Origin of the sequence: Pseudomonas sp. MYb541, assembly GCF_037479595.1 — a bacterium.
Taxonomy (GTDB): domain Bacteria; phylum Pseudomonadota; class Gammaproteobacteria; order Pseudomonadales; family Pseudomonadaceae; genus Aquipseudomonas; species Aquipseudomonas canadensis.
The window spans coordinates 107,656-132,542 of record NZ_JBBGYS010000003.1 but is presented as its reverse complement, the minus strand read 5'-3'; the positions used below and the strand labels follow the sequence as shown (position 1 = coordinate 132,542).

At 61.1% G+C, this 24,887-nt stretch carries 16 protein-coding genes; 12 read left to right on the top strand and 4 right to left on the bottom strand.

The features are described from left to right. Positions 1-59 precede the first annotated feature (59 nt). From WH299_RS03010 to WH299_RS02980, 7 genes are all read left to right on the top strand, one after another. On the top strand, positions 60-2,846 hold the full coding sequence (locus WH299_RS03010) for an ATP-binding protein (protein WP_339549569.1): 2,787 nt from the start codon (positions 60-62) through the stop codon (positions 2,844-2,846). Continuing rightward, a complete protein-coding gene (locus WH299_RS03005) occupies positions 2,833-4,020 on the top strand; it encodes an EAL domain-containing response regulator (protein WP_126570854.1) in 1,188 nt (395 codons plus the stop codon). The genes WH299_RS03010 and WH299_RS03005 overlap by 14 nt, the downstream gene beginning before the upstream one ends. 51 nt (positions 4,021-4,071) lie before the next feature. After that, entirely contained in the window at positions 4,072-7,230 is a 3,159-nt protein-coding gene (locus WH299_RS03000) for a hybrid sensor histidine kinase/response regulator (protein WP_339549568.1), read from the top strand. Between the two features lie 22 nt (positions 7,231-7,252). After that, positions 7,253-7,897, top strand: coding sequence for a response regulator (locus tag WH299_RS02995; protein ID WP_028616881.1), 645 nt, complete (start codon positions 7,253-7,255; stop codon positions 7,895-7,897). Between the two features lie 83 nt (positions 7,898-7,980). After that, entirely contained in the window at positions 7,981-8,571 is a 591-nt protein-coding gene (locus WH299_RS02990) for a fimbrial protein (RefSeq protein ID WP_068935134.1), read from the top strand. A gap of 60 nt (positions 8,572-8,631) precedes the next feature. Beyond that, on the top strand, positions 8,632-9,381 hold the full coding sequence (locus WH299_RS02985; RefSeq protein ID WP_122729126.1) for a fimbria/pilus periplasmic chaperone: 750 nt from the start codon (positions 8,632-8,634) through the stop codon (positions 9,379-9,381). Between the two features lie 85 nt (positions 9,382-9,466). After that, complete coding sequence (locus tag WH299_RS02980) at positions 9,467-11,947, top strand: fimbria/pilus outer membrane usher protein (protein ID WP_339549567.1); 2,481 nt, start codon at positions 9,467-9,469, stop codon at positions 11,945-11,947. Between the two features lie 275 nt (positions 11,948-12,222). Here the strand turns inward: WH299_RS02980 and WH299_RS02975 are convergent, their stop codons facing one another. From WH299_RS02975 to WH299_RS02965, 3 genes are all read right to left on the bottom strand, one after another. Beyond that, on the bottom strand, positions 12,223-15,894 hold the full coding sequence (locus WH299_RS02975; RefSeq protein ID WP_339549566.1) for a translocation/assembly module TamB domain-containing protein: 3,672 nt from the start codon (positions 15,892-15,894) through the stop codon (positions 12,223-12,225). Continuing rightward, positions 15,894-17,621, bottom strand: coding sequence for an autotransporter assembly complex protein TamA (locus tag WH299_RS02970; RefSeq protein ID WP_028616886.1), 1,728 nt, complete (start codon positions 17,619-17,621; stop codon positions 15,894-15,896). Before WH299_RS02970 ends, WH299_RS02975 begins: the two co-directional genes overlap by 1 nt. A gap of 64 nt (positions 17,622-17,685) precedes the next feature. Beyond that, positions 17,686-18,336 carry a GNAT family N-acetyltransferase gene (locus WH299_RS02965; RefSeq protein ID WP_028616887.1) on the bottom strand — a complete coding sequence of 217 codons (651 nt, stop codon included), beginning with the start codon at positions 18,334-18,336 and terminating at the stop codon, positions 17,686-17,688. Between the two features lie 169 nt (positions 18,337-18,505). Here WH299_RS02965 and xthA point away from each other — a divergent pair, with 169 nt between their 5' ends. Together xthA and WH299_RS02955 are read left to right on the top strand one after the other, a co-directional pair. Beyond that, on the top strand, positions 18,506-19,318 hold the full coding sequence (gene xthA / locus WH299_RS02960; protein ID WP_339549565.1) for an exodeoxyribonuclease III: 813 nt from the start codon (positions 18,506-18,508) through the stop codon (positions 19,316-19,318). Positions 19,319-19,515: 197 nt separating this feature from the next. Beyond that, positions 19,516-20,847 carry a substrate-binding domain-containing protein gene (locus tag WH299_RS02955; protein ID WP_068935122.1) on the top strand — a complete coding sequence of 444 codons (1,332 nt, stop codon included), beginning with the start codon at positions 19,516-19,518 and terminating at the stop codon, positions 20,845-20,847. 27 nt (positions 20,848-20,874) lie between these two features. Here WH299_RS02955 and WH299_RS02950 read toward each other — a convergent pair whose 3' ends face one another. Then, positions 20,875-22,104: an acyl-CoA dehydrogenase gene (locus tag WH299_RS02950; RefSeq protein WP_016977420.1), complete on the bottom strand. Its 1,230-nt coding sequence runs from the start codon at positions 22,102-22,104 to the stop codon at positions 20,875-20,877. Positions 22,105-22,255: 151 nt separating this feature from the next. On the opposite strand from WH299_RS02950, the gene WH299_RS02945 reads away from it, so the two are divergent. From WH299_RS02945 to WH299_RS02935, 3 genes are all read left to right on the top strand, one after another. After that, entirely contained in the window at positions 22,256-23,191 is a 936-nt protein-coding gene (locus WH299_RS02945; RefSeq protein WP_028616891.1) for a LysR family transcriptional regulator, read from the top strand. 181 nt (positions 23,192-23,372) lie between these two features. Continuing rightward, positions 23,373-23,765 (top strand): MerR family transcriptional regulator, encoded by a 393-nt coding sequence (locus WH299_RS02940; protein WP_038844104.1) that lies wholly within the window; start codon positions 23,373-23,375, stop codon positions 23,763-23,765. A 16-nt stretch (positions 23,766-23,781) separates the two neighbouring features. Beyond that, positions 23,782-24,681, top strand: a complete 900-nt coding sequence (locus tag WH299_RS02935) for a hydroxymethylglutaryl-CoA lyase (RefSeq protein ID WP_323624309.1) — start codon at positions 23,782-23,784, stop codon at positions 24,679-24,681. Positions 24,682-24,887 lie beyond the last annotated feature (206 nt).

The following is a 24,887-nucleotide window of genomic DNA, read 5'->3' as shown; positions in this document are numbered from 1 at the left end:
TGGCGGGTTCTAAGGATCGTCTGATTTTTCCCACGGTTGGCCATCCATAAAGTGGCGGGATGAGATTAAAGAGCTACCTGCACCAGATCAGCCCCGTGCTGTCCACGCCCCATGCCGCGCGCCGCCTGTTGCGTATTTTTGCGTTGGTACTGCTGGTGGGCATGCTGGGCGGCGTGTACAGCTTCCTGCTGTTCACTTTCAACAATGAGATCTCCCAGCGGCGCAGCTACATGAGCAGCGCCATCGCCGAGGCGCATACCTTTTTCACCACCCGTGAAGCGCTGTTGGAAAGCCTCAGTCTGTCAGCGACACGCAAGGCCGAATTGAATCTGCCGGTCTCCGATGAAGAAATCCGCCTGTTGCTGGGAAATACCCAGGGCAAGCAATGGAGCATTTGGCTGACCCAGCGCATGCGTGATTTCTTGAGGGCCAAGCAGCTCAACCTGCTGTATGTCAGCACGGATGCCCAGGTGCTGCGGCTGTACGATGCTTCACCCGTGGCGGCCGATTTCCCCGCGACCATGCTTGAGCAACTGCACGCCCTCAAACAGCAGAAAACCCTGCAGGAACTCTGGCTGACCCACGCCACGGACGGCCACTCACAGCTGTACATCTTCATTCGCCTGGATGAACGCGACCTGGACTCCGGCTGGCTCGGCCTGGAAATGGATGACCGTGAAGTCTCCAACGCGCTGAGCGATCACAGCGCTGGCGAGTTCACCATGTTCAATGCCCAAGGCATGCCGCTCTTCAGCAACAGCCATAAACCACCGCCAGGGCAAAACCTGCCGCACTTGCACCAGCAGGACTTCTTCGGTTTTGTCGGCGATGGCTGGCTGCCCGAACAATTGGTGCTGCGCAAACAACTGAAGTCTTCAGATTGGCAACTCACCTACTCCATCGACCTGCGCGCGGTCCTGTGGGCGCTCTGGCCACAGATGCTCGGCGCCCTGCTGTTCTGCCTGCTGACCATCAGCCTGGTGTGCCTGCTCACCCGTCGCCTCGAACACCGCTTCATCACGCCGGCGATCCACCGCATCCAGGCGCTGGTGGAAAGCGAGCTGTTCAGCCGCGACGTGATCCAGACCGCCCCCGTGGCGCTGTGCGTACTGCGTCGCACCGATGGCACGGTGGTGCTGAAAAACACCCTCGCCCAACAGTGGCTCGGTGAGTGTGGCGCACAACTTGGTCCCGGCTGGATCCGTCAGGCCTTCGACCCCGAAGCCCCCTGCCTCACCGACTATTTCGAAGCCGCCGACGGCCGCCATCTGTACCTGAGCTGCGCGCCCACCCGCTACAAAGGCGAAGACGTGTTGCTCTGCGCCTTCAGCGACATCAGCGCACGCAGGCAGATCGAAGCGGCGCTGGAACAGGCACGCCAGTCCGCAGACGCCGCCAACGAAGCCAAGACCTTGTTCCTGGCCACCATGAGTCATGAGATCCGCACGCCGCTGTATGGCGTGCTCGGCACCCTGGAACTGCTCGCCCGCACCCGCCTGGATGCCCAGCAGAAAAGCTACCTGCACGCCATCGAGGGATCGTCCGCGACGTTGCTGCAACTGATCTGCGATGTGCTCGACGTGTCAAAAATCGAAGCCGGGCAACTGGCCCTGGAACTGAGCGAATTCTGTGTGCCGACCCTGGTACAGGAAGTGGTGCAAGGCTATGCGGCAGCGGCACACAGCAAAGGCTTGCAGTTGTATGCCTGCCTCGATCCGCAACTGCCCCGGCGCCTGATCGGCGACGCCAGCCGCGTACGCCAGATTCTCAACAATCTGCTGAGCAACGCGGTCAAGTTCACAGACTCCGGCCGCGTGGTGCTGCGGGTCAAAAAGCTCAGTCGCGAAGGCGAACGGGTGTGCCTGCAATGGCAAATCTCCGACACCGGCAAAGGCATCGCCCCTGCCGACCAGGCGTTTATCTTCGAGCCGTTCTACCAGAGCGAAGGCAACTCCCATGTGATCGCCGGCACCGGCCTTGGCCTGGCGATCTGCCTGCGCCTGACCCACTTGATGAACGGCACCCTGCGCTTGGTCAGCGAGCCGGGACTGGGCAGCAGCTTTTCCCTGACCGTACCGCTGGAGCAACCGTCCGGCAACGCGACGCCGGCCTTGCAGCCATTGGCAGCGGAAATCGTGTATGTGCTGTCGCCAATCCGCGAACTGGCCGACAGCCTCTGCGGCTGGCTGCGCCGCTGGGGGGCGCGCGCGCAGGTTGGCCTGCCGACCAGCACAGAGCTGGCGGGGCCCGGTGTATTGCTTGAACTTATCGAACGCCGCCTCGACTTGCCCTGGCACGGGCCACGGGTACTGGCCAGCAATGACGGCGCGCACGAACCGCAGTTCAGCGGCGATGGCTGGCAGGTCAACCTCAACGACCTGGACGCGATCCAACAAGCCGTCCGCCACGCCCAGAACGGCCAGGTGGTGCCGCCCCAGGCGCGCTGCGAAGTGCGCGACCTGCGCCCCTTGCACCTGCACATCCTGGTGGCCGAAGACAACGTCATCAACCAGTTGATCCTGCGCGACCAGCTTGAAGAACTCGGGTGCAGCGTGGAACTGGCCAGCGATGGCGAAGAGGCCTTGGCGCGCTGGCACGAGGGCACCTTCGACATTGTGCTCACCGACGTCAACATGCCCAGGCTCAACGGCTACGAACTGACCGAAGCGCTTCGACGCCTGGGCTGCACCACCCCGATCATCGGCGCAACCGCCAACGCCCTGCGCGGTGAAGAAGCCTTGTGCCTGGCGGCCGGCATGAATCACTGCCTGGTCAAACCCTTTACGCTGCGAGCCTTGTCCTCTGTCCTGGCTCCCTACGAACGAGCCATCCATGAAGCCCTGTAGCATTCTGATTGTCGAAGACCATCCCTTTCAGCACCTGTATTTGCAGAACCTGTTCAGCGAGTTGGGTGATTTCGATCTGGTGTGCGCCCGCGACGGCGAGGAGGCGCTGGCCTGCCTGAAGCAACGAGACTTCGACCTGGTGCTCACTGACCTGTTGATGCCAGGCATGGACGGCGTGCAATTTATCCAAGGCCTGGCCGCGCAACCGTCGCGCCCAGCATTGGCGATCATGAGCGCCGCCTCACGGCGCATGTTGATGGGCGCGAGCCTGGTGGCGAGCAACCTGCAAGTGAAGGTGATCGGGCTGATTTCCAAGCCGGTGAATGCCGCGGCCTTGCGCTGCCTGACCGATCAATTGCTGGCGCTGCGCCAGGCCGAACCGGCCGAGACCCAGCCCGGCATTGATTGCCAAAGCCTGATGAATGCCCTGGTCAATGGCGAGCTGCAAGCCTGGTTCCAACCCAAGAAAGCCCTGAGCAATGGTCGCATCGTCGCGGCCGAAGCCTTGGTGCGCTGGGTTCACCCCGAGCATGGCCTGTTGTTACCCGGCATGTTCCTGCCGGCATTGATCAGTTGCAACCTCGAAGAACGCTTGTTGTGGTGCGTGCTGAAACAAGCGATGACCGCCCAAGCCGCGTGGCGCCAACACGGCTATGACATCCCGGTATCCATCAACCTGCCCACCCACTTGCTTAACAGCCACGACCTGCCCGATCGCATCCTGGCGTTCGTGCTGGAACACCAGGGTTTGCCCGCACGCATCTGTTTCGAGCTGATGGAGTGTTCGGTGCCGGATGACATCAGCAACTTCTACGCCGGGGCCTGCCGTTTGCGCATCAAGGGCTTTGGCTTGTCCCAGGATGATTTCGGCAAGGGCTACAGCTCGTACATGAACCTGGTGTCGGCGCCGTTTACCGAGGTAAAAATCGACCGCGCACTGGTGCAAGGCTGCAACGCCAACGAGGAACTGGCCCAGGCGCTCACCAGCATTGTCAGCCTGGGGCGTCAGTTGGGCTTGATCGTGGTGGCTGAAGGCGTAGAAACCGCGCAAGAACTTGCGCTGTTGCGTAAGATCGACTGCACTCAGGTCCAAGGTTTCCTGATCTCCCACGCCGTGTCTTCGGATCAGTTCCAGCAATTGCTGACCCACGACGGGCCGGCGAGCGCCTATTGACCCGCTGGCCGGGTGCGAACGAACGCCGTTAGCTTGCGAGGTCACCGCGTCATGCATCACCCCAACGCCTTCCTGGAGAAACTCACCAGCAGTTCGCTGCGCCTGAACAAAGGCTTGCTGGTGCTGGGGGCCTTGGTGCTGTTGCTGCTGGGGATCAGCTACCTGGGGGTGCAGCGCATGGTTCACGAACAGCGCGACACCTTGCAGTTCCACTTCGCCCGGCTGATGGAGAACATCCACGAGCAGGAAGTGTTCTTGATCGATATCTCACGGGGCAGCACCAACGCTAAGTACAAGTCCATTGGCCTGCCGCCGCCTTTTGTGCAAAAGCCGCTGCCCGAGGAAGGACCGAACACCTATGAAGGCCGCGGTTTGCCGTTCTCCCTGCCCTACAGTTTGAAAATCAACCCCGACAAAATAGCCGCTGACCAATACCCCAAGGTTTTCGCCCTGGGCATCTACCTGTCGGCTTACTACAGCGCCTTTTGGGCGGGTTCCCATTACCAGGCTCCTCAAGTGGTCGTGGTGAACGGCCCGGACAATTTCGACATCGCCGTGCCCTCCTCCGGCCGGCTGCGCGATGGCGGCCACGTGCATATAGGTATGTTGGTGGACGTGATGACCCAACTCAACGAGCGCCTGCACCTACAGAATACCTCCCAGACCCTTCACACCGTGCACTGGGAACCCTACGACACTGCCCCCGATGGCAAGGAAGCTCCGATACTGTTGGGTTATGTCGATATCAACCTGGCCTCCACCTCGTTGACCGTCACCGGCGCCAACACCTGGGTGGTGGTGGCCTCGCTGCTGGACCTGTCCAAGGTCAATAACATCGAGCGGCTGATGCAGTGGTCGATCTACGACGACTTCACCTTGATCACTCCAGGTGGCGTGGTGCTAACCGGGGCCGTCAAGCCCGGCGAGGTGCTCAATGAAGGTGTAAATTTCAACCGCGACGGCCTGGTGTTCAAGCTGACAAGCCAGGGCGAGCAGCCCTGGACGGCGATCTACGTGATCAGCCTGCAACGCTTCCTCGACTATGCGCTGTGGCCTTTGCTGTGCCTGGTGGGCGTGGTGCTGATGATGCTGGGGTGCAGTCGCGCGTTCAATCGCTGGTACACCGCACGGGTAGTACTGCCTGCGCACCAAGCCCATGCCAGCATTGCCGAAAGCTCGGCATTCGCCCGAGCGGTCATCGACACCGCACCGACCGGCCTGTGTGTGATCCGGCGCAGCGACCATCACGTACTCCTGCAGAACCAGCGCGCCTTGGAGTGGCGCGACGCTCGCCCGCTGTTCGACTTGCTCAAGCAACAGACGCATGCTGCACCGGGCCAGGCCGACCTGGAAAGCGAAGGCCGCCACCTGCACGTGGCCTTTGTGCCCACCCGCTACCAGGGCCAGGACGCGTGGCTGTGTGCGGTGCATGACGTGACCCGGCATATCGAAGACGCTGCGGCCCTGGAAGAAGCGCGCCAAGCCGCAGACTCGGCAAGCGAAGCCAAAAGCCGCTTCCTCGCGACCATGAGCCACGAAATTCGTACGCCGCTGTATGGCGTGCTGGGTACCTTGGAGCTGCTCGGCCTCACGTCGCTCGCGCCGCGCCAGCAGGATTACCTGCAGACCATCCAGCGTTCCTCAACCACGCTGTTCCAACTGATCAGCGACGTGCTGGATGTCTCCAAAATCGAAGCGGGGCAAATGACCCTCGAACTCCAGGATTTCTGCCCACTGGAACTGACCGAAGACTGCGTGCGCACCTACAGCGCGTTCGCCCGTTCCAAGGGCCTGCAGCTGTATGCCTGCATCGACGCGGGCCTACCGGATCGATTGCGCGGTGACCCCCTGCGCATCCGCCAGATCCTCAATAACCTGCTGAGCAATGCGATCAAGTTCACCGACAACGGGCGTGTGGTGCTGCGCCTGCGCGCGTCGGAGAACACCGACGGCGAGGTAGACCTGCAATGGCAAGTCAGCGACTCCGGTGTGGGCATTTCCCAAGCGCAACAGCAACAATTGTTCGACCCGTTCTACCAGGCCGAAGATGCCACTAGCCAGGCCGGCGCAGGCCTGGGCCTGGCGATTTGCAAATGGTTGTGCGAGTTGATGCACGGCCAACTGAACGTCGTCAGCGAACCCGGCCTGGGCAGCAGCTTTACCCTGCACCTCGCGCTGGAGTCAGTCCCCGGCGCCCTGAGTGACTGCCCCGCCTTCAGCCCCGGCATGCCGACGGTCTATGTGCGCGCGCCGGAACTTGAACGGGCGCAACACATGATCGACTGGCTCAAGCGCCTAGGGCTCGACAGCCGCACGGTTTCACCCGATGCGCCGTCCTCTGCACTGCTAGTGGACTTCACCCGAGAACCGGCTTGGCCCGGCACGCGGATCATCGCCACAGCCGGTGGGCCGAACCCAGCGCAGCGGTGTGCTAGCGATTGGGCCGTCGACGCCGACGACGTACGCGCCATTGCCTGGGCCATCTCCCTGGCACAGCAGGGTGCCGAGGCCGGCAACCGCCCCGCGCCCACCGTCAACGCGCGCCCACTCAACCTGCAAGTGCTGGTAGCCGAAGACAATGTGATCAACGCCGCCATCATCCAGGAACAACTGCAAGCCCTGGGCTGCTCGGTGGTGCTGGCCGCCAACGGCGAACAGGCGCTCATGCAATGGCTACCGGGGCGCTTCGACCTGGTGCTGACCGACGTGAACATGCCGGTGATGAACGGTTACCAGCTGGCCAAGGCGTTGCGCCAGCAAGATGCCGCGCTGCCCATTATCGGGGTGACCGCCAATGCCATGCGTGAAGAAGGCGAACACTGCACCGCCGTCGGCATGAATGCGTGGATGGTCAAGCCGCTGAACCTCGCCACCTTGCGTACTAAGTTGGAAAAGTACTGCAAGATCGAGGTGCCCGCCGTCGTCGAGATGCCGCCGCTGTCGCCCAAAATGCGCGAACTGTTTGTCACCACCCTGCGTCAGGATGTACAGGCCACCCTGGCCGCGCTGGACAACCAGGACGCCAATGGCGCGGCGCAACAATTGCACAGCATGGCCGGCGCCCTCGGCGCGGTACAGCTCGGTGACATGGCCAGCGCCTTCGTCGAGCTGGAACTGCGCCTGACCGGCATGGCCGTCACGCCCGCCCTTGCCCTGGAAGTGCGGCGCAAGCTGGCTGGCCTCACGGCATTGCTCGACACCTTTGAATAACCTCACTCTGGATAATCACCCCATGGAAACCCTCAACGTAGTCATTGCAGACGATCACCCCATCGTGCTGGTCGGAGTACGGGAACTGGTCGAGCGCGATGAGCGTTTTCGCGTGGTGGGCGAAGCCGTGTGCTCCAACGAATTGGTGACGCTGCTGGAAAACACCGCCGTGGACCTGGTAATCACCGACTTCAACATGCCGGCGGACTCGCCCTACGGCGATGGCCTGAAGTTGGTGGAGTACCTGGTGCGGCACTTTCCCAAGGTGCGCGTGCTGGTGCTGACGATGATCTCCAATCCACTGATCCTGACGCGCTTGCAGGAATTGGGCGTGCTGGCCGTGATCCAGAAAAACCAACTGCACAATGAGATCCAGGCCGCGCTCAAGGCTATCGCCCGTGGCAACCCGGTTCGCAGCAAGGGCCCGCAACCGACCTCGGTACTGGAATCGTCCGACCTCGATGAGCGCTTCACCCGGCTGTCGCCCAAGGAGCATGAGATCCTGCGTTTGTTTGTATCAGGACAAAGCGTCAATGAAATTGCACGAGGGTTGAACCGCAGTGCCAAAACCATCAGCACACAAAAAGTTGCGGCCATGCGCAAGTTGGAAGTCAACAGCGACCAAGACTTGCTGGCTTATTGCATAGAGCGCAACTTGTTCAACTAACACCCGTTTCTAGGGATCGTCTGATGTTCCACTAACCACCGCCGCTCTATCGTGTTGTTTTAACCCCACCAAGGAAAAACAACATGAAACAGCTGTCTCGCACACTTCTGGCATTGTCGATCTTCGCCGCGGGCAATGCCTTTGCCGTCGACCCACCGGTAACACCGACCAAGGCCGGCAGCGGCACCATCAACTTCACCGGCAGTATCAACAATGACGCCTGCTCCGTTGAAGGCATCGGCTTAAACAAAACCATCTCGATCAACATGGGCGAAGTGTCGATCAAGGACATGGGCACCGCCACCGCCCCCAAAGGCAACGGCACCCTGAGCGCCGAGAACTTTGACATGAAGATCAGCTGCAACGCCGGCACCAAGGTGGCGATGATCTTCGAACCGACCAAAGGCGCCGGCTCAGGCATCGTGACCGGCACCAAAGTGTTGAAGCTGATCGACGGCCTGGGCGCCGCCAAGAACATCGGTATCGCCCTGCTGGATGCCAATGGCGCACTGATCGACCTGAGCTCGCCGACCACCGCGAAGATCGAGAACACCTTGCAGGACAGCAACACCACGCTGAAATTCTCGGCCGCCTACGTCACCACCATCGACGCTGCGTCTGCCGTGGCCGGTCGCGGCGATGCCACCCTGCCGTTCACCCTGCAGTACGAATAACCCCAACCCGATGCGGGGCCTGCGGGCCTCGCACACCTCTCGAACGTAGCGGTAGCCATTATGTTTTTTCGCCATACACTGTCCCTGTGCGCGGGCCTGCTCGGCCTGCTGGCAGTCGGGCAAGCCACAGCCGGGATTTCGTTGAGCAGCACGCGTTTGGTGTTCGACGGCCAACACAAAGAAGCCGGAATCACCGTACGCAACAGCGGTGAGGACGTGTTGATCCAGTCCTGGGTCGACACGGACGCCGACGACGCGACTTCGGTGCCGTTTGCCGTCACCCCGCCGCTGGCGCGGGTCACCGGCAATGAGCAACAACTGTTGCGCGTGATCTATGAAGGCACGGGCATGCCCAGCGACCGCGAGTCGGTCGTATGGCTCAACGTGCAGGAAATCCCCAAGGCCTCAAAAACCGAGAACACCTTGCAGCTTGCCGTGCGCCAGCGCATCAAGGTGTTCTTCCGCCCGCCCGCGTTGAAAAACAACGCCTACCTGGCGCCGACCGAGCTGCTCTGGCAGTTGGCCGAACACGCCGGTAAACGCGTGCTGCGGGTGAGCAACCCCGGGGTTTATCACGTGTCGATTGCCGACATCACCCTGCAATCCGGTGCCGTCAGCGAACATCCATTTGATTCGATGATGATTGCGCCAGGCGAACAAAAAGAGTTCCAACTCAAGCAACTTTCCTCCATTAACTCCGCGCTCTTGAAGTTCAGCAGCATCAACGACTATGGCGCACAAGACCCTTATAGCGCGCAACTTTCTGACCGTGCTCAAACCAGCGCCAGTTTGAACAAAGAGTCACCATAACGCGCCTGCCGTTCGCGCAGCCGCACTTTCACTGTATTTCTCTTCGCTCCGTTAGTTCGTATCGGAGGTGATATAGGGTTCCTGCATGTTTTTATTCAAGCGCGATAGTCTGGCGCCATTTTTGATTGCCGTGGGCTTCAGTTCGGTCTGCCAGGCCGACGGCGATGAACAGTTCAACACGTCGTTTTTGCAAGGCGCCGCAGCGTCGGTCGACCTTCAGTCATTGCTCGCCAGCAGCAGCGTGCTCCCCGGCAATTACCGGGTTGACCTGTATGGCAACGACACCCTGGTGGGCCGACGCGATATCGACTTTCGCCGCAACCCTGTAAACGGCCGAGTCGAAGCCTGCCTGACCCTGGAGATGCTGCAACAAGTGGGCGTCGATATCGGCGCCTTGCAGTCCAGCGGCAAACTCGTCGACACCGATCCCAATGCCTGCCTCGACCTGCCTGCGCTGATCGAACACGCCAAAGTGCGCTACGACGTCCCGCGCCTGCGCCTGCTGGTCAGTGTGCCGCAACGCGCCATGGAGCGCGGACGCCGCGGTTATGTCGATCCGGCCTTGTGGGACGACGGCGTACCCGCCGCGTTCATCAACTACCAGTTGAGCAGCAACCGCAGCAGCACCGACGCCGACACCACACTCTCGAATAACCTGGGCCTGCGCAACGGTATCAACCTGGGTGCGTGGCGCTTGCGCAACGAGTCGAACTTCAGCAGCAACACCGGCCGCCCCAGCACGTTCAAGAGCAACCGCAGCTACCTGCAACATGACGTGACCGCCTTGAAGGGCCAGTTCAGTGCCGGGGACATTTTCTCGGATGCCGACCTGTTCGACAGCGTGCGCTATCGAGGCTTGAAACTGGCCTCCGACGACGGCATGCGCGCTGACAGCGAGCGCGGCTACGCGCCGATCATCCGCGGCATTGCGCAGTCCAGCGCCACCGTGGAGATCCGCCAGAACAACTACATCCTCTATACCGCCAACGTGCCGCCGGGTCCGTTCGAGATCAGCGACATTTACCCCAGCGGCTCCAACGGCGACCTTGAGGTGACGGTGATCGAAGCGGACGGCCGTCGCCGGGTCACGGTGCAGGCGTTTTCCAGCCTGCCGATCATGGTGCGTGAAGGCCAACTGAAATACAGCGTCTCGGCGGGCAAGTACAACAGCAACAGTGACGCGCAGAAGACCCCGCAGTTTGTCAGCAGCACCCTGGCGTATGGCATCAGCAGCAACCTGTCGGGAATCGTCGGGGTGCAGGCCACGCAGGACTTCCAGGCGCTATCCATCGGGGCCGGGCGCAATACGTCGATCGGTGCGGTGTCGCTGGACATGACCCACTCCGCCAGCCGCACCTTTGGCCGGCAGGTCACGGGCAACAGCCTGCGCGCGCTGTATGCCAAGACGTTTACCGGCACCGACACCAACTTCACACTGGCTGCCTACCGGTATTCCACCGAGGGTTATCGCACCCTCACCGAGCATGTCGAGGAACTGAGCAGCGACGGCCGCACACGCCTGGGCAGCTCTAAAACCCGCACCGACCTGACCGTCAACCAGAGCCTGGGGCGCAACCAGCAGTTCGGCAGTGTGTACGTAAACGCCAGCGATCAGCGCTACTGGGGACGCGGCGGCGCGCAAAGCCTGTCAGCGGGCTACAGCAATTACTGGGGCGACGTGAGCTACAACGTCAGTGCCACCCATACCAAGGATGTGGGCAACTACGGGCCGTCGAACAATGACACGCTGATCAACCTGTCCCTGTCGTTTCCACTGGGCTCTAAGCCACGCGCGCCGAGAGCATTTGTCTCCGCCAGCACGCAAAAAGACAGCGATACCACGCAAATGGGTGTTAACGGTTACCTGACGGACGACAGCGACACCTATTACTCACTGCAAGCCGGCAACAGCAGCACGGGCGGCAGCACCGGCTCGGCCAACCTCAGCACCCGCACCTCGCTGATGGACATCAGCGGCGGTTACAGCCAGGGCCGTGGCTACAGCGCGCAGAACCTCAACGTGGCCGGGTCAGTGGTGGCCCACGCGGGTGGTATCAACCTGGGACAGACCGTGGGCGAGACCTTTGCATTGGCGCAAGTCGAAGGCGTGCCCGGTGTGAAGATTGGCAGTTTCTCCGGCGCAAAAACCGGCAGCAACGGCTATGCCGTGATCCCCAATGCCCAGCCTTACCGGGTCAACTGGATCAGCCTGGACACCCGCGACCTGGGCGCAGAGATCGAAATCGATAACGCCACCCAGCAAGTCGTGCCTCGACGCGGCGCCGTGGTCCTGGCCCGCTACGCCAGCAAGACCGGACGCCGCGTACAGTTCGCCTTGTTCGACGCCCAGCACCGACCGATCCCGTTTGGCGCATCGCTGGAAAACATGGCGGGCAAGCAGATTGCAATCGCCGACCCGAGTGGCAAGGCGTTGGCCTTGGTGGAAGAAGAGACCGGGACGCTGGTGATCAAATGGGGCGACCAGCACTGCCAGGCGCCCTATGCGCTGGGCGAACCCAACAAGGCGCTGAACTATGAGCGAGTGGCATTGACCTGCGCGCCCTAAGTATCTACACAACTTCGTAGCAACCAACGCTAACCACGATGCGAAGCGAGTCGCTCTTGATCTGGCTTTTGATCTCAGGCGCCCCGTCAAACACGCTGGCCGAACGCAGGCTTGAATCCGTGGCCCACGTATTCAAGCCTTCGTTCGGGCACACCGAGCCTAAGCGAGGTGCCGAGTGTTGGGGCAAGAGCGTTTTGCTTACTTTTGCGCTCTATCAAAAGTGAGCCGCCGTAAGGGCGGAACCCATACCAGCCGTTCCCCAATAACGGACGAACTCAAAAATCCCGCTTGTAGAAGATATCCAACGAACTGGCCACACCACTGGCCACTTCCAGATACACCTTCTTGCTCAACAAATACCGCAAGGCAATAGTGCTGGCCGGCTCAAACACCCCAACCCCATACCGCAGACTGAGTTTCTCGGTAATCTTGCCACTCGCCACCACGGCAGTGTTATTCCCGCTACCTTGCGTATCCAGTTCAAAGTCCTGGATACCCAGATTCTTCGCCAGATCCGACGTCACCCCGGCGCTGCCCATCAACCCCAGGCCCAACGCGGCCTGGGCTAGCATATTGTTGTCTTCACCGGTGGTGCTCAGCGGCCGCCCGAGCACCAGGTAGGACAGCGCCTGTTCCTGGCTCATGGCCGGCTCCGAGAAGATTTGCGTGGTGGGCTGTTCGGCGCTGCCGCTCAAGCGAATGCCGGCGATCACATCATCGGTTTTGCGGATCGCTTCAATGTCCAGATACGGCTGGTCCAACGGCCCGGCAAACAGCAACCGCGCACGGCGCACATCCAGCTTCTGCCCGTAGGCGCGATAACGGCCATCGTTGAGCCACAGCTCGCCACGGGTGTCCATGTTGTCGCCGATATGCACCTGGCCCTGCACCTTGGCGGTGAGGCCGAAGCCCGAGAAGTTGAGCTTGTCTTCGCCCACCACCACGTCAATGTCCATGGCCATCGCCATCGGCGGCTTGCCCTCTTCGGTCTGGCTGCCGATGATCACGGTGTCGTCCGAGACCTTGACGGTGGACGGCGGCAGTTCGCGTACGGTGATATCGCCACGCGGGATATGCACTTTGCCAGCGATGGCCAGCTTGTCGTTCTTCAGGCTGATTTTCAGGTCGGGCGCCACTTCCAGCACCGCGTAGGGCTCCACCGTGACCGGTAGTTGCGAGCCTTGCAGGCTGAGATCCACCGCCAGGGCCTGACCCCAGTCGATCTGGCCCTTGAGGCTGCCCTGCCCGGACTTGCCACTGCGCCAGCCACCGTTGAGCTGCACGCTTTCACCGGCGATCAGCGCCTGCACATTCAAACCTTCCAGGCTGATGGGCAGTTCCGGACCGGAAATCTCGCCGCCCACCAGATTCACGTTGCCGTTGACCTGGGGTGCCAAGAGACCACCGGAGATGCGCCCGTTGCCATTGAGCTTGCCGCTGAGGGTTTCCACCATCGGTACAAACGGCCGCGCCACCGCAAGATCCAGACCGACCAGGCTGAAGTTGCCGGTAATCGGCTTGTTCTTCGGCAGCGGGTTGATCTGCGCCTGCAACATCAATTCGCCAAGCTTGCCGCCATGGAAATTCAGCTGGGTGTCGATACGCTTGGGGTTGAGAGTGGTTTCCAGCTTGAGCGTGTCGTAGGGGAAATCCAGCCACTGGTCCTTGTCCTTGACGCGCAAGGTGCCGCCGCTGGCGTCCACCGCAATCACGCCTTTGGGGCCGCTGTCGGGCAGGTCCAGTTGCAGGTCGGCATTGAGCTTGCCCAGCCAGGCAAAGTCCTTGGGCAGGAACGCCGCCAGACTGTCGATGGGGAATTGCTTGAGGTGGTAACGCAGCTTCGGCTCAGGCATCAGCCGCTGGTCTTCACCGCATAAACTGGCAGGACCGGATACCCAGCAGTGCGCAGCAAATGTCAGCTTGCCATCTGCCATGCGTTCGATCTTCGCGGGGGCTTGCAGCTTCCAGTCCTGGCCGCCGGCTTGGACATCGCCGCTGGCCAGGCGCCCGCGCCAGTTGCCTTTGTCGAGGTTGCCATCCAACGCCAGGGCGAGCTTGACCAGCGGACCAGCCAGGTCCAGCTGGACTTTCTGGTTCTTGATATCGCCCTGGGCGCTGGCGGTCAGGGTGCCGACCTGGGTGTCGCCGGATTGAATGCCGCTGCCTTTCAGGTCGATCTTGGCGCGCTGGGCACTGTCCAGGTTGGCGTCGAGGGTGAGGTTTTGCAGGCGGTTGTCGGCAAATGCCAGTTGCTGGCCCTTGAGAGCGAGCTTGCCCTGGGGGGCGTTGAGGCTGCCGGCCACGTCGAGTCGACCGTTGACCTGCCCACGCAGTTGCGGCCAGAGCTGGGCCAGACGCGCCAGCTTGATATCGATCTGCCCAGCCAACCGTTGTTGCAGGCTGCCGCTGCCGTTGATGCGGTTGTCACCCAGGCGGATATCCAGGTTGGCCAAGGTCCACTGCTCGCCCGCGCCTTCGGCCTTGGCCGCCAATACGGCGGTTTGCCCACGCAGGCGGCCCTTGAGGTCGAGGTCGGCGTTCAGCTTGAGTTGCTCGTTCTTGAACTCACCCTTGCTGCGCAGCGGTCCGGCCAGGGTGCCCGGCAGTTCTGCGACCCAGTACGCCGGGTTCAACGCGGACAGGTCCAGCGCGGTATCCCAGGCAATGCCGTCCGCAAACTGAAGGTTCAGGTGGCCTTCGGCCTTGCCCTGGCCGGCGGTGAGTTTCAGCTCAGGCAGGAAGATCTGCTTGAGGTCGCCACTGAACGGCGTGACCACATTGAACTTGCCCGCCGGGCCGTCGAGGTCGGCCTTGAGGTTACCCAGGTAGTTGCCGTCCTTGTAGGAAATCTCACCATTGAAGGTACGCAGCGCGACTTGCGGTTCGTCGATCACCGGGTAGAGGCGATGCCAGGGGAAGTCCAGCCAGTCGATCTTGGCGTCGGCGCTGAAACCCTGCTGCCAATCCAGTTGGGCCGTCAACTTGAGGCTTTGTTGGTCACCAGCATTCAGGTCCAGGCCTGCGATCTGCGCGCCCTTGGCGTCGACCCGGCCTTGCAGCAGCAAGTCAACCGGGCCTTTCTCTGCTGGCAACACGGCCTTGCCCAGCAGTTGGTAGCCGCGGCTCAAGTCACCTTTGGCGGTGAGGTCCAGTTGATTGAGTTGCAGGGTATCTGGCAGATCGGCGCTGGGTTTAAAGCCGTCGGCGGTGATGTGCACCTGGGCCGGAAGGTTTTCCGCCAGGGGCTGCAGTTCTCCGGTCAGTTTTGCGGGCAGATAGCCGCTGCTGTCGGCGTCGAGCTTGAGGGTCTTGAGCAGGTCGCCGTCAACCTTGAGCGCCACCTTCCACGGTGCGCCGCCCGGTGCGTAGGGCAGGCTCAGGTTACCGGTGGCACTCAACGGCCAGTCGCCAGTCGGTTGCAGCAGGCCGGCGAGGTCCAGTACCAGGTCGTCCCGTTGCAGGTGCACCGAGTCGATCTGCAGGCCGGCGGCCGTCCAGTGCGCTGCCAATTGCAGGCCCTTGAGTTCTTCACTGCCATTGAACAGCAGGCTACCAACGCGAACGTCGCCCAATTGGATGGCTAGCGGCAGCTTCAAGTCGGGCAGTTGAATTGGCCCGCTGCTTTCCTCGGCACTCGGCGGCAATTGCAGGCTGACCTGCTCCACGTCCAGTTGATTGATGCACAGGGTCATGCGCAACAGGCACGCTGGCGACCAATCAAACTGGGGCGCCTGGAGTTCGACGCGACTGTTGTCCTGCTGCCACAACACATGGTCGGCGCTCCACCGGCCGCCCAGATGCCCCTGGAAATTTTCTACCGTCAAACCCGGAACACGGCCCAACGCCCAGCGGCTGCCCGCCTGGGTGCCAAGCACCGTCCACAGGGCCAGTACCAGCACGGCAAGAATGGCCACCACGGCCAGCCCCGCTATTTTTACACCACGCATCACAGCTCAGGCCCCATGGAAAAGTGCAATCGAATGCCGCCCGGATCTTCGAGGGCATGGGCCAGGTCGAGACGGATCGGACCGACCGGCGAAACCCAGCGGATACCGACGCCGACGCCGGTTTTCAGGCTGGGCAGGTCCAGGTTGTTAAAGGAATTGCCCTGGTCGATGAAGGTTGCAATCCGCCACTTCTCGGCAATGGAATATTGATACTCAGCGCTCAGGGCCACCATGTAGCGACCACCGATGCGATCGCCCCGGTCGTTCTCGGGTGATAACGTCTGGTACTCGTAACCGCGCACGCTTTGGTCACCACCGGCAAAGAAGCGCAGCGACGGCGGCACCGATTTGTAGCCGTTGGTGGCACTGCCGCCCACTTGGGCGCGGGCGAGGAAGCGGTGGTTGTCCCACAACGTGGTGAGGCCTTTGACCATGGCCGTGCCATAAAGCAGGTTGGTGTCGGAACCCAGCCCTTCTTTGGCGACCTTGGTGTCGAACTGCAGGCGGTAGCCATTGTGCGGGTCGATGCGGTTATCGCTGCGCAGGTAGGAATAGCTGACGCCCGGCATCACCAGGTTACTCAGGCCGGAGTCGTTGCCCAGCCGATACTCCTCACGCTGGTATTTGAGCGAAATCACACGGGTCCAGCCGCTGGGCAACTTGCTGTGCCATTCAGGGCCGAGGGTCAGCAATTTACTGACCGTATCAGTGTTGGCGATTTCTTCGTTCTGGTAGCCGCCCGCAAAACGCAGCTTGTCGGTCAGTGGCGGATCGAGCGGGATGTCGTACCACAGGCCAACGTTTTGCCGGGGCGCCGACAGCTCGGCCTCCCAGCCATAACTGTGGCCCTGTGGGTTGACCCAGTGGCGGGTCCAGTTGGCTTTGCCGCGCGGGCCGACGTCGGTAGAAAAACCCAAGCCCAGGCCCATGGTGCGCGGCTTGCGGGTTTCCAGGCGCACGGCCACCGGGATGATGTCATTGGTTGAGGCGGCCGGTGCGGCGTCCACACGCACGCCTTCAAAGAAGCCACTGCCTTGCAGGTTCTGGTTGAGTTCGGCGATCAGTTCGGAGTCGTAGGGCGTGCCGCTTTTGAACGGCACCATGCGTTGCAGCAATTCTTCGTCAAACGGCGTATCGCCAGCAAAGCTGACTTTGCCAAGGGTGTAGCGCGGGCCGCTGTCGTAGATGAGTTCGATATCGGCGACCCCGGCCTGGGGGTCTACCGCAAGTTTCTGGCTTGTGAAGCGCCCGCTGAAAAAGCCGTAGCGCGAGGCCTGGTTCTGGATCAGACGCTTGGCATCTTCGTAATGGCCGTGGTTGAGCACGGCGCCGGATTTGAGGTCGTCGCTGACGGGCACGCGAAACGTCTTGAGATCGGCGGCAGGGCCGTCGACCCGAATGGTCACGTTACGCAGATGCACCGGTTCGCCGGGGTCGATGGTGAGGATCAGGCGCGGGTTCTTGCCGCCCTTCACGTCACTCTCTATCCGTGGCTGATAGAAGCCCAGGGCCTGGGCAGCTTTACGCGCCTGCTCCTCGGCGCCACGGCTGAACCGCAGCAAGGCTTCTTCATCACGATCGCCCACCCCGCCGATATAGCCTTCGATGTTGGCTTTCAACGCGTCGTTTGAGGGTTTGATCCGCACGTCCAATTCGCTTTGCGCCAAGGCGCCGCAGCTTGTGAACAGCAGAATCAAGCCGCTGGTAAATCTTCCTGGAAACTTCATAGGCGCGGATGCTACACGACCTGGGGAGCCTCTTTGAACTCGGAAATGTCTGAATAATTCTGTACTAAGGCGTTGCAGCATGTAACGACTGAGGATTGGGGTGAAAAAACACGTGCTCCAGGACAGGTCCTACAGCGACTTCGCCGATTTCCTCATAGCCCTGACGCTTATAGAACTCCAGATAGCGTGAGTTGCCCGTGTCCAGTACCACACCGGACGAATGCGGGTCTTCGGCGCACCAGTTGTGCACGGCCTCCAGCAACTGCTCGCCGAAATGTTTGCCCTGGAATTGCGGATGAATGCCCAACAACGGCAGCACGTGCACCGACTCACTGGGCAGGCACGCCAGCACGGCGTGATGGTAGTCGAGGTAACGTCGCGTCCCGCGCACGCCCGTGCTCAGCCACATGCGCAACTGCCAGGCCCAGCTTTCGGTAATCCCCAGTCGCCGCTGCGGTGGTGCTATCAGGGCAATGCCGATCAGCCGATCATTGACGAACAGACCAATGGCCGGCAGTTTTTGAAAAAAGTGCTGCTTGACCAGCTCCCGCACGGTAGCGCGCACCCGTTGTTCATAACCCGGGCGCTCGGCTTCGAAAATGTAGGCGAACGTCGGCTCATGCCGATAAGCCTGGTACAGCAAGGAACGGGCTTCGCGGGAATAGCCGCTGTTGAGCAGGCGAATTTCAGCAGTTGCAGTTGAAGTGTCCGGCATACCGTCAATCTCCCTGGGCGCGGCTCAAAAGGCAGCGTTCTTATGGGTACGAACCTACACAGCACCAGTCGTTCCCAGACATTAGCAGTGCAAGTGCCCTGCCGCCACGCTGGCCCCCGTCCGACTTGTCCGCTAGCATCGCCCTTTTGCCAGGACTGGACTGCCGACCATGAAAATCGTCTCCTTCAATATCAACGGGCTGCGCGCCCGCCCTCATCAGCTGGCGGCGCTGATTGAAAAGCACCAGCCCGACGTGATCGGCCTGCAGGAAACCAAGGTCCACGATGACCAATTCCCACTGGCCGAAGTACAGGCCCTTGGCTATCACGTGTACTACAACGGCCAAAAAGGTCACTACGGTGTAGCCCTGCTCTCGCGCCAGCCGGCGTTGAGCCTGCACAAAGGTTTTGCCAGCGACGAAGAAGACGCCCAACGCCGGTTTATCTGGGGCACCTTTGCCGATGAGAACGGCCACCCGGTCACCATCATGAACGGCTACTTCCCCCAGGGCGAAAGCCGCGACCACCCCACCAAGTTCCCGGCCAAGCAGCGCTTCTATGAAGACTTGCAACAGTTGCTGGAGAGCCAGTTCAGCAATGACCAGGCGCTGGTGGTGATGGGCGACATCAACATTTCCCCGGAAGACATCGACATCGGCATTGGCGCCGACAACGCCAAGCGCTGGCTCAAGACTGGCAAGTGCAGCTTCCTGCCGGAAGAACGCGAGTGGATGGCCCGCCTGAAAAATTGGGGCCTGGTGGACAGCTTCCGTCACCTCAACCCAGAGGTTGCAGACCGCTTCAGCTGGTTCGACTACCGCAGCCGTGGGTTTGAGGACGAACCCAAGCGCGGCCTGCGCATCGACGTGATCCTCGCCTCCAATGGCCTGCTGCCGCGGGTCAAGGATGCCGGGGTGGACTACGAGCTGCGTGGATTGGAAAAGCCGTCGGACCATGCACCGATCTGGCTTGAACTGAGCTAACTTCAAGCTGTACTCGGTCGAATGTGGGAGCGGGCTTGCTCGCGAATGCGGAGTGTCAGCCAATTACTTTCTGACTGATTCACCGCATTCGCGAGCAAGCCCGCTCCCACATTTAGAGTTGCTGTGCGCCTGTCATATTTATGCAACCTGCCTGACTTATTCTCGCGGCACTCCCTTTGGCTTGAGAAGGTGCCGGCATGAGGCTGCGCGTTCTGTTCCTGCTGGTGCTTTTCCCCCTCTTCGCCGTTTCCGCTCCCCTTCCCGTTCCTGATCAAGGCCCTGCTTTGCGTATCCAGGGTTCCAATACCATTGGTGCGGCACTGGGTCCTGCACTGGTCAAGGGCTTGATGGAACAGCAGGGCTTACAGGCGGTGCACAGCGAACCGGCCGAAGGTGCCAATGAACAACGCGTGATCGGCAAGACACGCCAGGGCAAGACGGTGATCATCGAAGTCGCCGCTCACGGATCAAGTACCGGTTTCACGGCGCTAAAGAAAGCCACAGCCGACCTGGCAGCTTCATCGCGCCCGATAAAAGACAGCGAACTGGTAGACCTCGAACCCCTCGGCGACCTGAAAAGCCCCGAAGCCGAACAGGTGATCGCCATCGATGGCCTGGCCATCATCCTCCACCCGCAAAACCCGTTGAACACCCTGAATACCGAGCAACTGGCGCAGATCTTCAATGGCGAAGTCAGTACCTGGGAGGCGCTCGGTGGCGTCGGAGGGCCGATTCATCTGTACGCGCGGGATGATCAATCCGGCACCTACGATACGTTCAAGGACCTGGTACTGCGTCTGCGTGGCAAGCCGCTCGCGCCGGGCGCCAAGCGTTTCGAATCCAGCGAGCAACTCTCCGACGCGGTCAGCCAGGATCCCCAGGGCATTGGCTTTATCGGGCTGCCCTACATCCGCCAGGCCAAAGCGGCGGCGATAGTGGATGGCGACTCGCAACCCATGTTGCCGTTGAACAGCCTGATTGCGACCGAGGATTATCCGCTGTCACGTCGGCTGCTCTTTTACTTGCCGCCGTTGAGTCGCAATCCATGGGCCAAGGCGTTGGTGGACTTCAGCCAAAGCAGCAAGGGCCAGGCGATCGTGGCAGCCAATGGTTTTATCGCGCAGCAGGTACAGGCGATGGCCGTGGAGCCGCGTACTTCGATGCCTGATGACTATCAAGCAATTGCGCGGGATGCCCAGCGCCTGACGGTGAATTTTCGTTTCGAGGAAGGCAGCGCAAGCCTGGACAGCAAGGCCCGCCAGGATTTGCAGCGGGTGGTGGCGTACCTCAAAAGCCACAACAAGCTGGACAAGCAGGTGACGCTGGTGGGCTTTGGCGATGCCAAGAACGATCCGCAGCGGGCAGCGTTGCTGTCAAAGTTGCGGGCAATGGCGGTGCGCCGGGAATTGGTCAAGAACGGCGTGGTATTGCGCGATATCCGCGGGTTTGGCGCGCAGATGCCGGTAGCGGCGAATACGGCGGATGAAGGGCGGATCAAAAATCGGCGGGTGGAGGTTTGGGTGTATTGAATACCCAACCTCCCCGCCTATTGCTGCTTATTGCCCGCTGCGCATCAGTTCTTTAGGCACATACTTGCCAATCTCAAACTTGCCGATCGCCGCCCGGTGCACTTCATCCGGGCCATCGGCCAGGCGCAAGGTACGTTGCATGGCGTACATGTAGGCCAGCGGGAAGTCGTTGGAGACACCAGCACCGCCATGGATCTGGATCGCACGGTCGATCACCTTCAAGGCCACATTCGGTGCAACCACCTTGATCTGGGCGATTTCGCTTTTCGCGACTTTGTTACCCACGGTGTCCATCATGTAGGCTGCTTTCAAGGTCAGCAGGCGCGCCATGTCGATTTCCATGCGCGAGTCGGCGATCTTGTCGATATTGCCGCCCAAGCGCGCCAATGGCTTACCGAATGCAGTTCGGCTGACGGAACGCTTGCACATCAATTCCAGCGCGCGCTCGGCCATGCCGATGGAACGCATGCAGTGGTGGATACGGCCTGGGCCAAGGCGGCCCTGGGCGATTTCAAAGCCACGGCCCTCACCCAGCAACACGTTTTCGTAGGGTACGCGCACATTGTCGAACAGCACTTCGGCATGGCCGTGGGGTGCGTCGTCGTAGCCGAACACCGGCAGCGGGCGCACGATCTTCACGCCGGGGGTGTCCACCGGCACCAGGATCATCGAGTGTTGCTGGTGACGCGGCGCGTCCGGGTTGCTCAGGCCCATGAAGATCAGGATCTTGCAGCGCGGGTCGCAGGCGCCGGAGGTCCACCATTTCTTGCCGTTGATTACCCACTCATCGCCCTGGCGTTCGGCGCGGGCAGCCATGTTGGTAGCGTCCGAAGACGCCACATCCGGTTCGGTCATGGCAAATGCGGAGCGAATCTCGCCGCGCAGCAGCGGCTGCAACCAGCGTTGTTTCTGTTCTTCGTTGGCGTAGCGCACCAGCACTTCCATGTTGCCGGTATCGGGGGCGGAACAGTTGAACGGCTCGGGGCCCAACAGCGAGCGGCCCATGATTTCGGCCAATGGCGCGTACTCAAGGTTGGTGAGGCCGGCGCCCAGCTCGGATTCCGGCAGGAACAGGTTCCACAAACCTTCGGCTTTAGCCTTGGCCTTCAGCTCTTCCATGATTGCGGTGGGCTGCCAGCGGTCGCCCTCGCTGACCTGGCGTTCGAACACCGGCTCGGCCGGGTAAACGTAAGCGTCCATGAACGCAGTGACGCGCTCACGCAGTTCCTGAACCTTGGGCGAATAGGCGAAATCCATGAGCAGCTCCCTTCTCTGAGAGGTTGTTTAGGTCATGAAGTCGATGCTAGATGAGCTACGAAAATTTACCTAACCTATTCTCGGCGTGTATTAACATTCATCACCGATATATGATTGACCGATGGACACCTAACAATAAGAGCGCAACGAAATGAATCTGAGCAAGGTCGACCTCAACCTCTTCATCGTCTTTGACGCTATCTACACCGAAGCCAACCTGACCCGCGCCGGACAGATTGTCGGCATCACCCAACCGGCGGTGTCCAACGCTCTGGCACGTCTTCGGGAAACCTTCAACGACCCGTTGTTCGTGCGCACCGCCCAGGGCATGGTGCCCACGCCGATGGCGCAAAACATCATCGGGCCGGTGCGCAATGCGCTGTCATTGCTGCGGGTGTCGGTGCAAGAGAGCCGCATCTTCAACCCGCAACAGGCGGCCAAGACTTATCGCATCAGCATGACCGACCTCACCGAGGCGGTGATCCTGCCACTGTTGTTCCAGCGCCTGCGCCGCCTGGCGCCCACGGTGGTGATCGAGAGTTTCCTGTCCAAGCGCCGCGAAACCACCAAGGAACTGGCTGCTGGGCGCCTGGACTTTGCCGTGGACGCGCCGCTCAACACCGACCCGCAGGTACGCCACGTCAAGCTGATGGAAGACCGCTACGTGTGCGCCATGCGCAAGGGCCATCCGCTGGCGGGCAAGGACAAGCTGAGCCTGGATGATTACCTGGGGCTGACCCACATCCATATCTCCAGCCGGCGCAACGGCCTGGGCCATGTGGACCTGGCGCTGGGCAAGATGGGGCTGCAACGCAAGATCGCCCTGCGCTCCCAGCACTACTTGATGGCCTCGCAGGTGTTGCAGCAGACCGATATGGTCATGACCGTGCCCGAGCGCTTCGCGCGCCGCCATGAATTGCATTGGTTCAACCTGCCGGTCAACGACGTGCCGCCGGTGGAAACCCACCTGTACTGGCACGAAAGCACCGACCAGGACCCGGCGAACCGCTGGATGCGCGAGCAGATGATCGAGTTGTGCCAGCAAGTCACGGCGCACGAGAAGAAGCTCGACAAACAACAATCCTGAGATTGTCACACCCTCTGTAGGAGCCGGCTTGCCGGCGAAAAACGCACAGTCACCGCACTTGTCCGGGCTTGCTGCGTCATCGTTGACGACCATCGCCGGCAAGCCGGCTCCTACAGGGATTCGCTTGACGTTTACGTCAACCTGCCATTAGCTTAATGCCAAGACTTTCTTGAGCGCCCCCATGAGTACCACCTACAGCATCTCCGACCTCGCCCGCGAGCTCGACATCACCACCCGCGCCATTCGCTTCTACGAAGAACAAGGCCTGCTGGCCCCGGAACGTCGGGGTCAGGAGCGCATCTACTCGGCCCGGGACAAGGTCAGCCTCAAGCTGATCCTGCGGGGCAAGCGTATCGGTTTTTCCCTGGCCGAGTGCCGCGAACTCATCGAGCTCTACGACCCCACCAGCGGTAACCACGTGCAACTCAACAGCATGCTGGCGAAAATCGCCGAGCGCCGTGAGCAGCTTGAGCAGCAGTTGCTGGATATCGAACAAATGAAGCTGGAACTGGACACCGCTGAAGAGCGCTGCACCCAGGCCCTGGCCCACACCCTGCGCCAGGCCGGCCATTGATCAGAAGGTAATTGCCATGTCTCTCCCCTCACATGTGCGCCTGGTGGAAGTAGGCCCGCGCGACGGCCTGCAGAATGAAGCCCAGCCCATCAGCGTAGCGGACAAGGTTCGGTTGGTGGACGCTCTCAGCGCTGCTGGCTTGAGCTATATCGAAGTCGGCAGTTTTGTATCGCCCAAGTGGGTGCCGCAGATGGCCGGTTCCGCCGAGGTGTTCGCGCAGATCCAGCGCAAACCCGGCGTGACCTATGGCGCGCTGACGCCGAACCTGCGCGGTTTCGAGGATGCGCTGGCCGCCGGCGTGAAGGAAGTGGCGGTGTTTGCGGCCGCATCCGAGGCGTTTTCCCAGCGCAATATCAACTGCTCCATCAGCGAAAGCCTGGAGCGCTTTGCGCCGATCATGGCGGCGGCCAAGCAGAATGGGGTCAGCGTGCGGGGTTATGTGTCGTGCGTGCTGGGCTGCCCGTACGAAGGCCAGATCGCGCCGGAACAGGTCGCGGCGGTGGCGCACGAGTTATACGCCATGGGCTGCTATGAGGTGTCCCTGGGCGACACCATCGGCACCGGCACGGCGGGCGCCACGCGGCGACTGTTCGACGTGGTCGGGGCCCAGGTGCCTCGGCAGAAATTGGCCGGCCACTTCCATGACACCTATGGCCAGGCCATCGCAAACATCTACGCCAGTTTGCTGGAAGGGATCACGGTGTTCGACAGCTCTATCGCGGGCCTCGGCGGCTGCCCATACGCCAAGGGCGCCAGCGGTAACGTCGCTACCGAAGATGTGCTGTACCTGCTTGACGGCCTGGGTATCGAGACGGGTATCGACCTGCAGGCATTGATTGGCGCCGGTCAGCAAATCAGCAACGTGCTGGGCCGGCCGACAGGGTCACGCGTGGCCAAGGCGCGTAACGCCGGTTGAGTAGCTTAGCCGTGACAATGTGTTACCGCACGCCTACACATCGAGTAACACGGGAACATTTTTTGTCGTATTTTCTGCAAGCGAAATCTTATACAAAAATCAAACCATTGATTTTAAAGGGTTTTTAAAAGTTGGCACGGCTTCTGCTATCTCTATGGCATAACAAGAATAAAAAGCGCCAAACCTAATAAAAATAAGACGAAACG

What these genes read in the sequence shown, in the direction of transcription:
- WH299_RS02975 (WP_339549566.1), bottom strand. Translation starts at nt 15,894, where the DNA reads ATGCGTGGTGTAAAAATAGCGGGGCTGGCCGTGGTGGCCATTCTTGCC.
- WH299_RS02970 (WP_028616886.1), bottom strand. Translation starts at nt 17,621, where the DNA reads ATGAAGTTTCCAGGAAGATTTACCAGCGGCTTGATTCTGCTGTTCACA.
- WH299_RS03000 (WP_339549568.1), top strand. Translation starts at nt 4,072, where the DNA reads ATGCATCACCCCAACGCCTTCCTGGAGAAACTCACCAGCAGTTCGCTG.
- WH299_RS03010 (WP_339549569.1), top strand. Translation starts at nt 60, where the DNA reads ATGAGATTAAAGAGCTACCTGCACCAGATCAGCCCCGTGCTGTCCACG.
- WH299_RS02935 (WP_323624309.1), top strand. Translation starts at nt 23,782, where the DNA reads ATGTCTCTCCCCTCACATGTGCGCCTGGTGGAAGTAGGCCCGCGCGAC.
- WH299_RS02950 (WP_016977420.1), bottom strand. Translation starts at nt 22,104, where the DNA reads ATGGATTTCGCCTATTCGCCCAAGGTTCAGGAACTGCGTGAGCGCGTC.
- WH299_RS02940 (WP_038844104.1), top strand. Translation starts at nt 23,373, where the DNA reads ATGAGTACCACCTACAGCATCTCCGACCTCGCCCGCGAGCTCGACATC.
- WH299_RS02985 (WP_122729126.1), top strand. Translation starts at nt 8,632, where the DNA reads ATGTTTTTTCGCCATACACTGTCCCTGTGCGCGGGCCTGCTCGGCCTG.
- WH299_RS02945 (WP_028616891.1), top strand. Translation starts at nt 22,256, where the DNA reads ATGAATCTGAGCAAGGTCGACCTCAACCTCTTCATCGTCTTTGACGCT.
- WH299_RS02955 (WP_068935122.1), top strand. Translation starts at nt 19,516, where the DNA reads ATGAGGCTGCGCGTTCTGTTCCTGCTGGTGCTTTTCCCCCTCTTCGCC.
- WH299_RS03005 (WP_126570854.1), top strand. Translation starts at nt 2,833, where the DNA reads ATGAAGCCCTGTAGCATTCTGATTGTCGAAGACCATCCCTTTCAGCAC.
- WH299_RS02980 (WP_339549567.1), top strand. Translation starts at nt 9,467, where the DNA reads ATGTTTTTATTCAAGCGCGATAGTCTGGCGCCATTTTTGATTGCCGTG.
- xthA (WP_339549565.1), top strand. Translation starts at nt 18,506, where the DNA reads ATGAAAATCGTCTCCTTCAATATCAACGGGCTGCGCGCCCGCCCTCAT.
- WH299_RS02995 (WP_028616881.1), top strand. Translation starts at nt 7,253, where the DNA reads ATGGAAACCCTCAACGTAGTCATTGCAGACGATCACCCCATCGTGCTG.
- WH299_RS02990 (WP_068935134.1), top strand. Translation starts at nt 7,981, where the DNA reads ATGAAACAGCTGTCTCGCACACTTCTGGCATTGTCGATCTTCGCCGCG.
- WH299_RS02965 (WP_028616887.1), bottom strand. Translation starts at nt 18,336, where the DNA reads ATGCCGGACACTTCAACTGCAACTGCTGAAATTCGCCTGCTCAACAGC.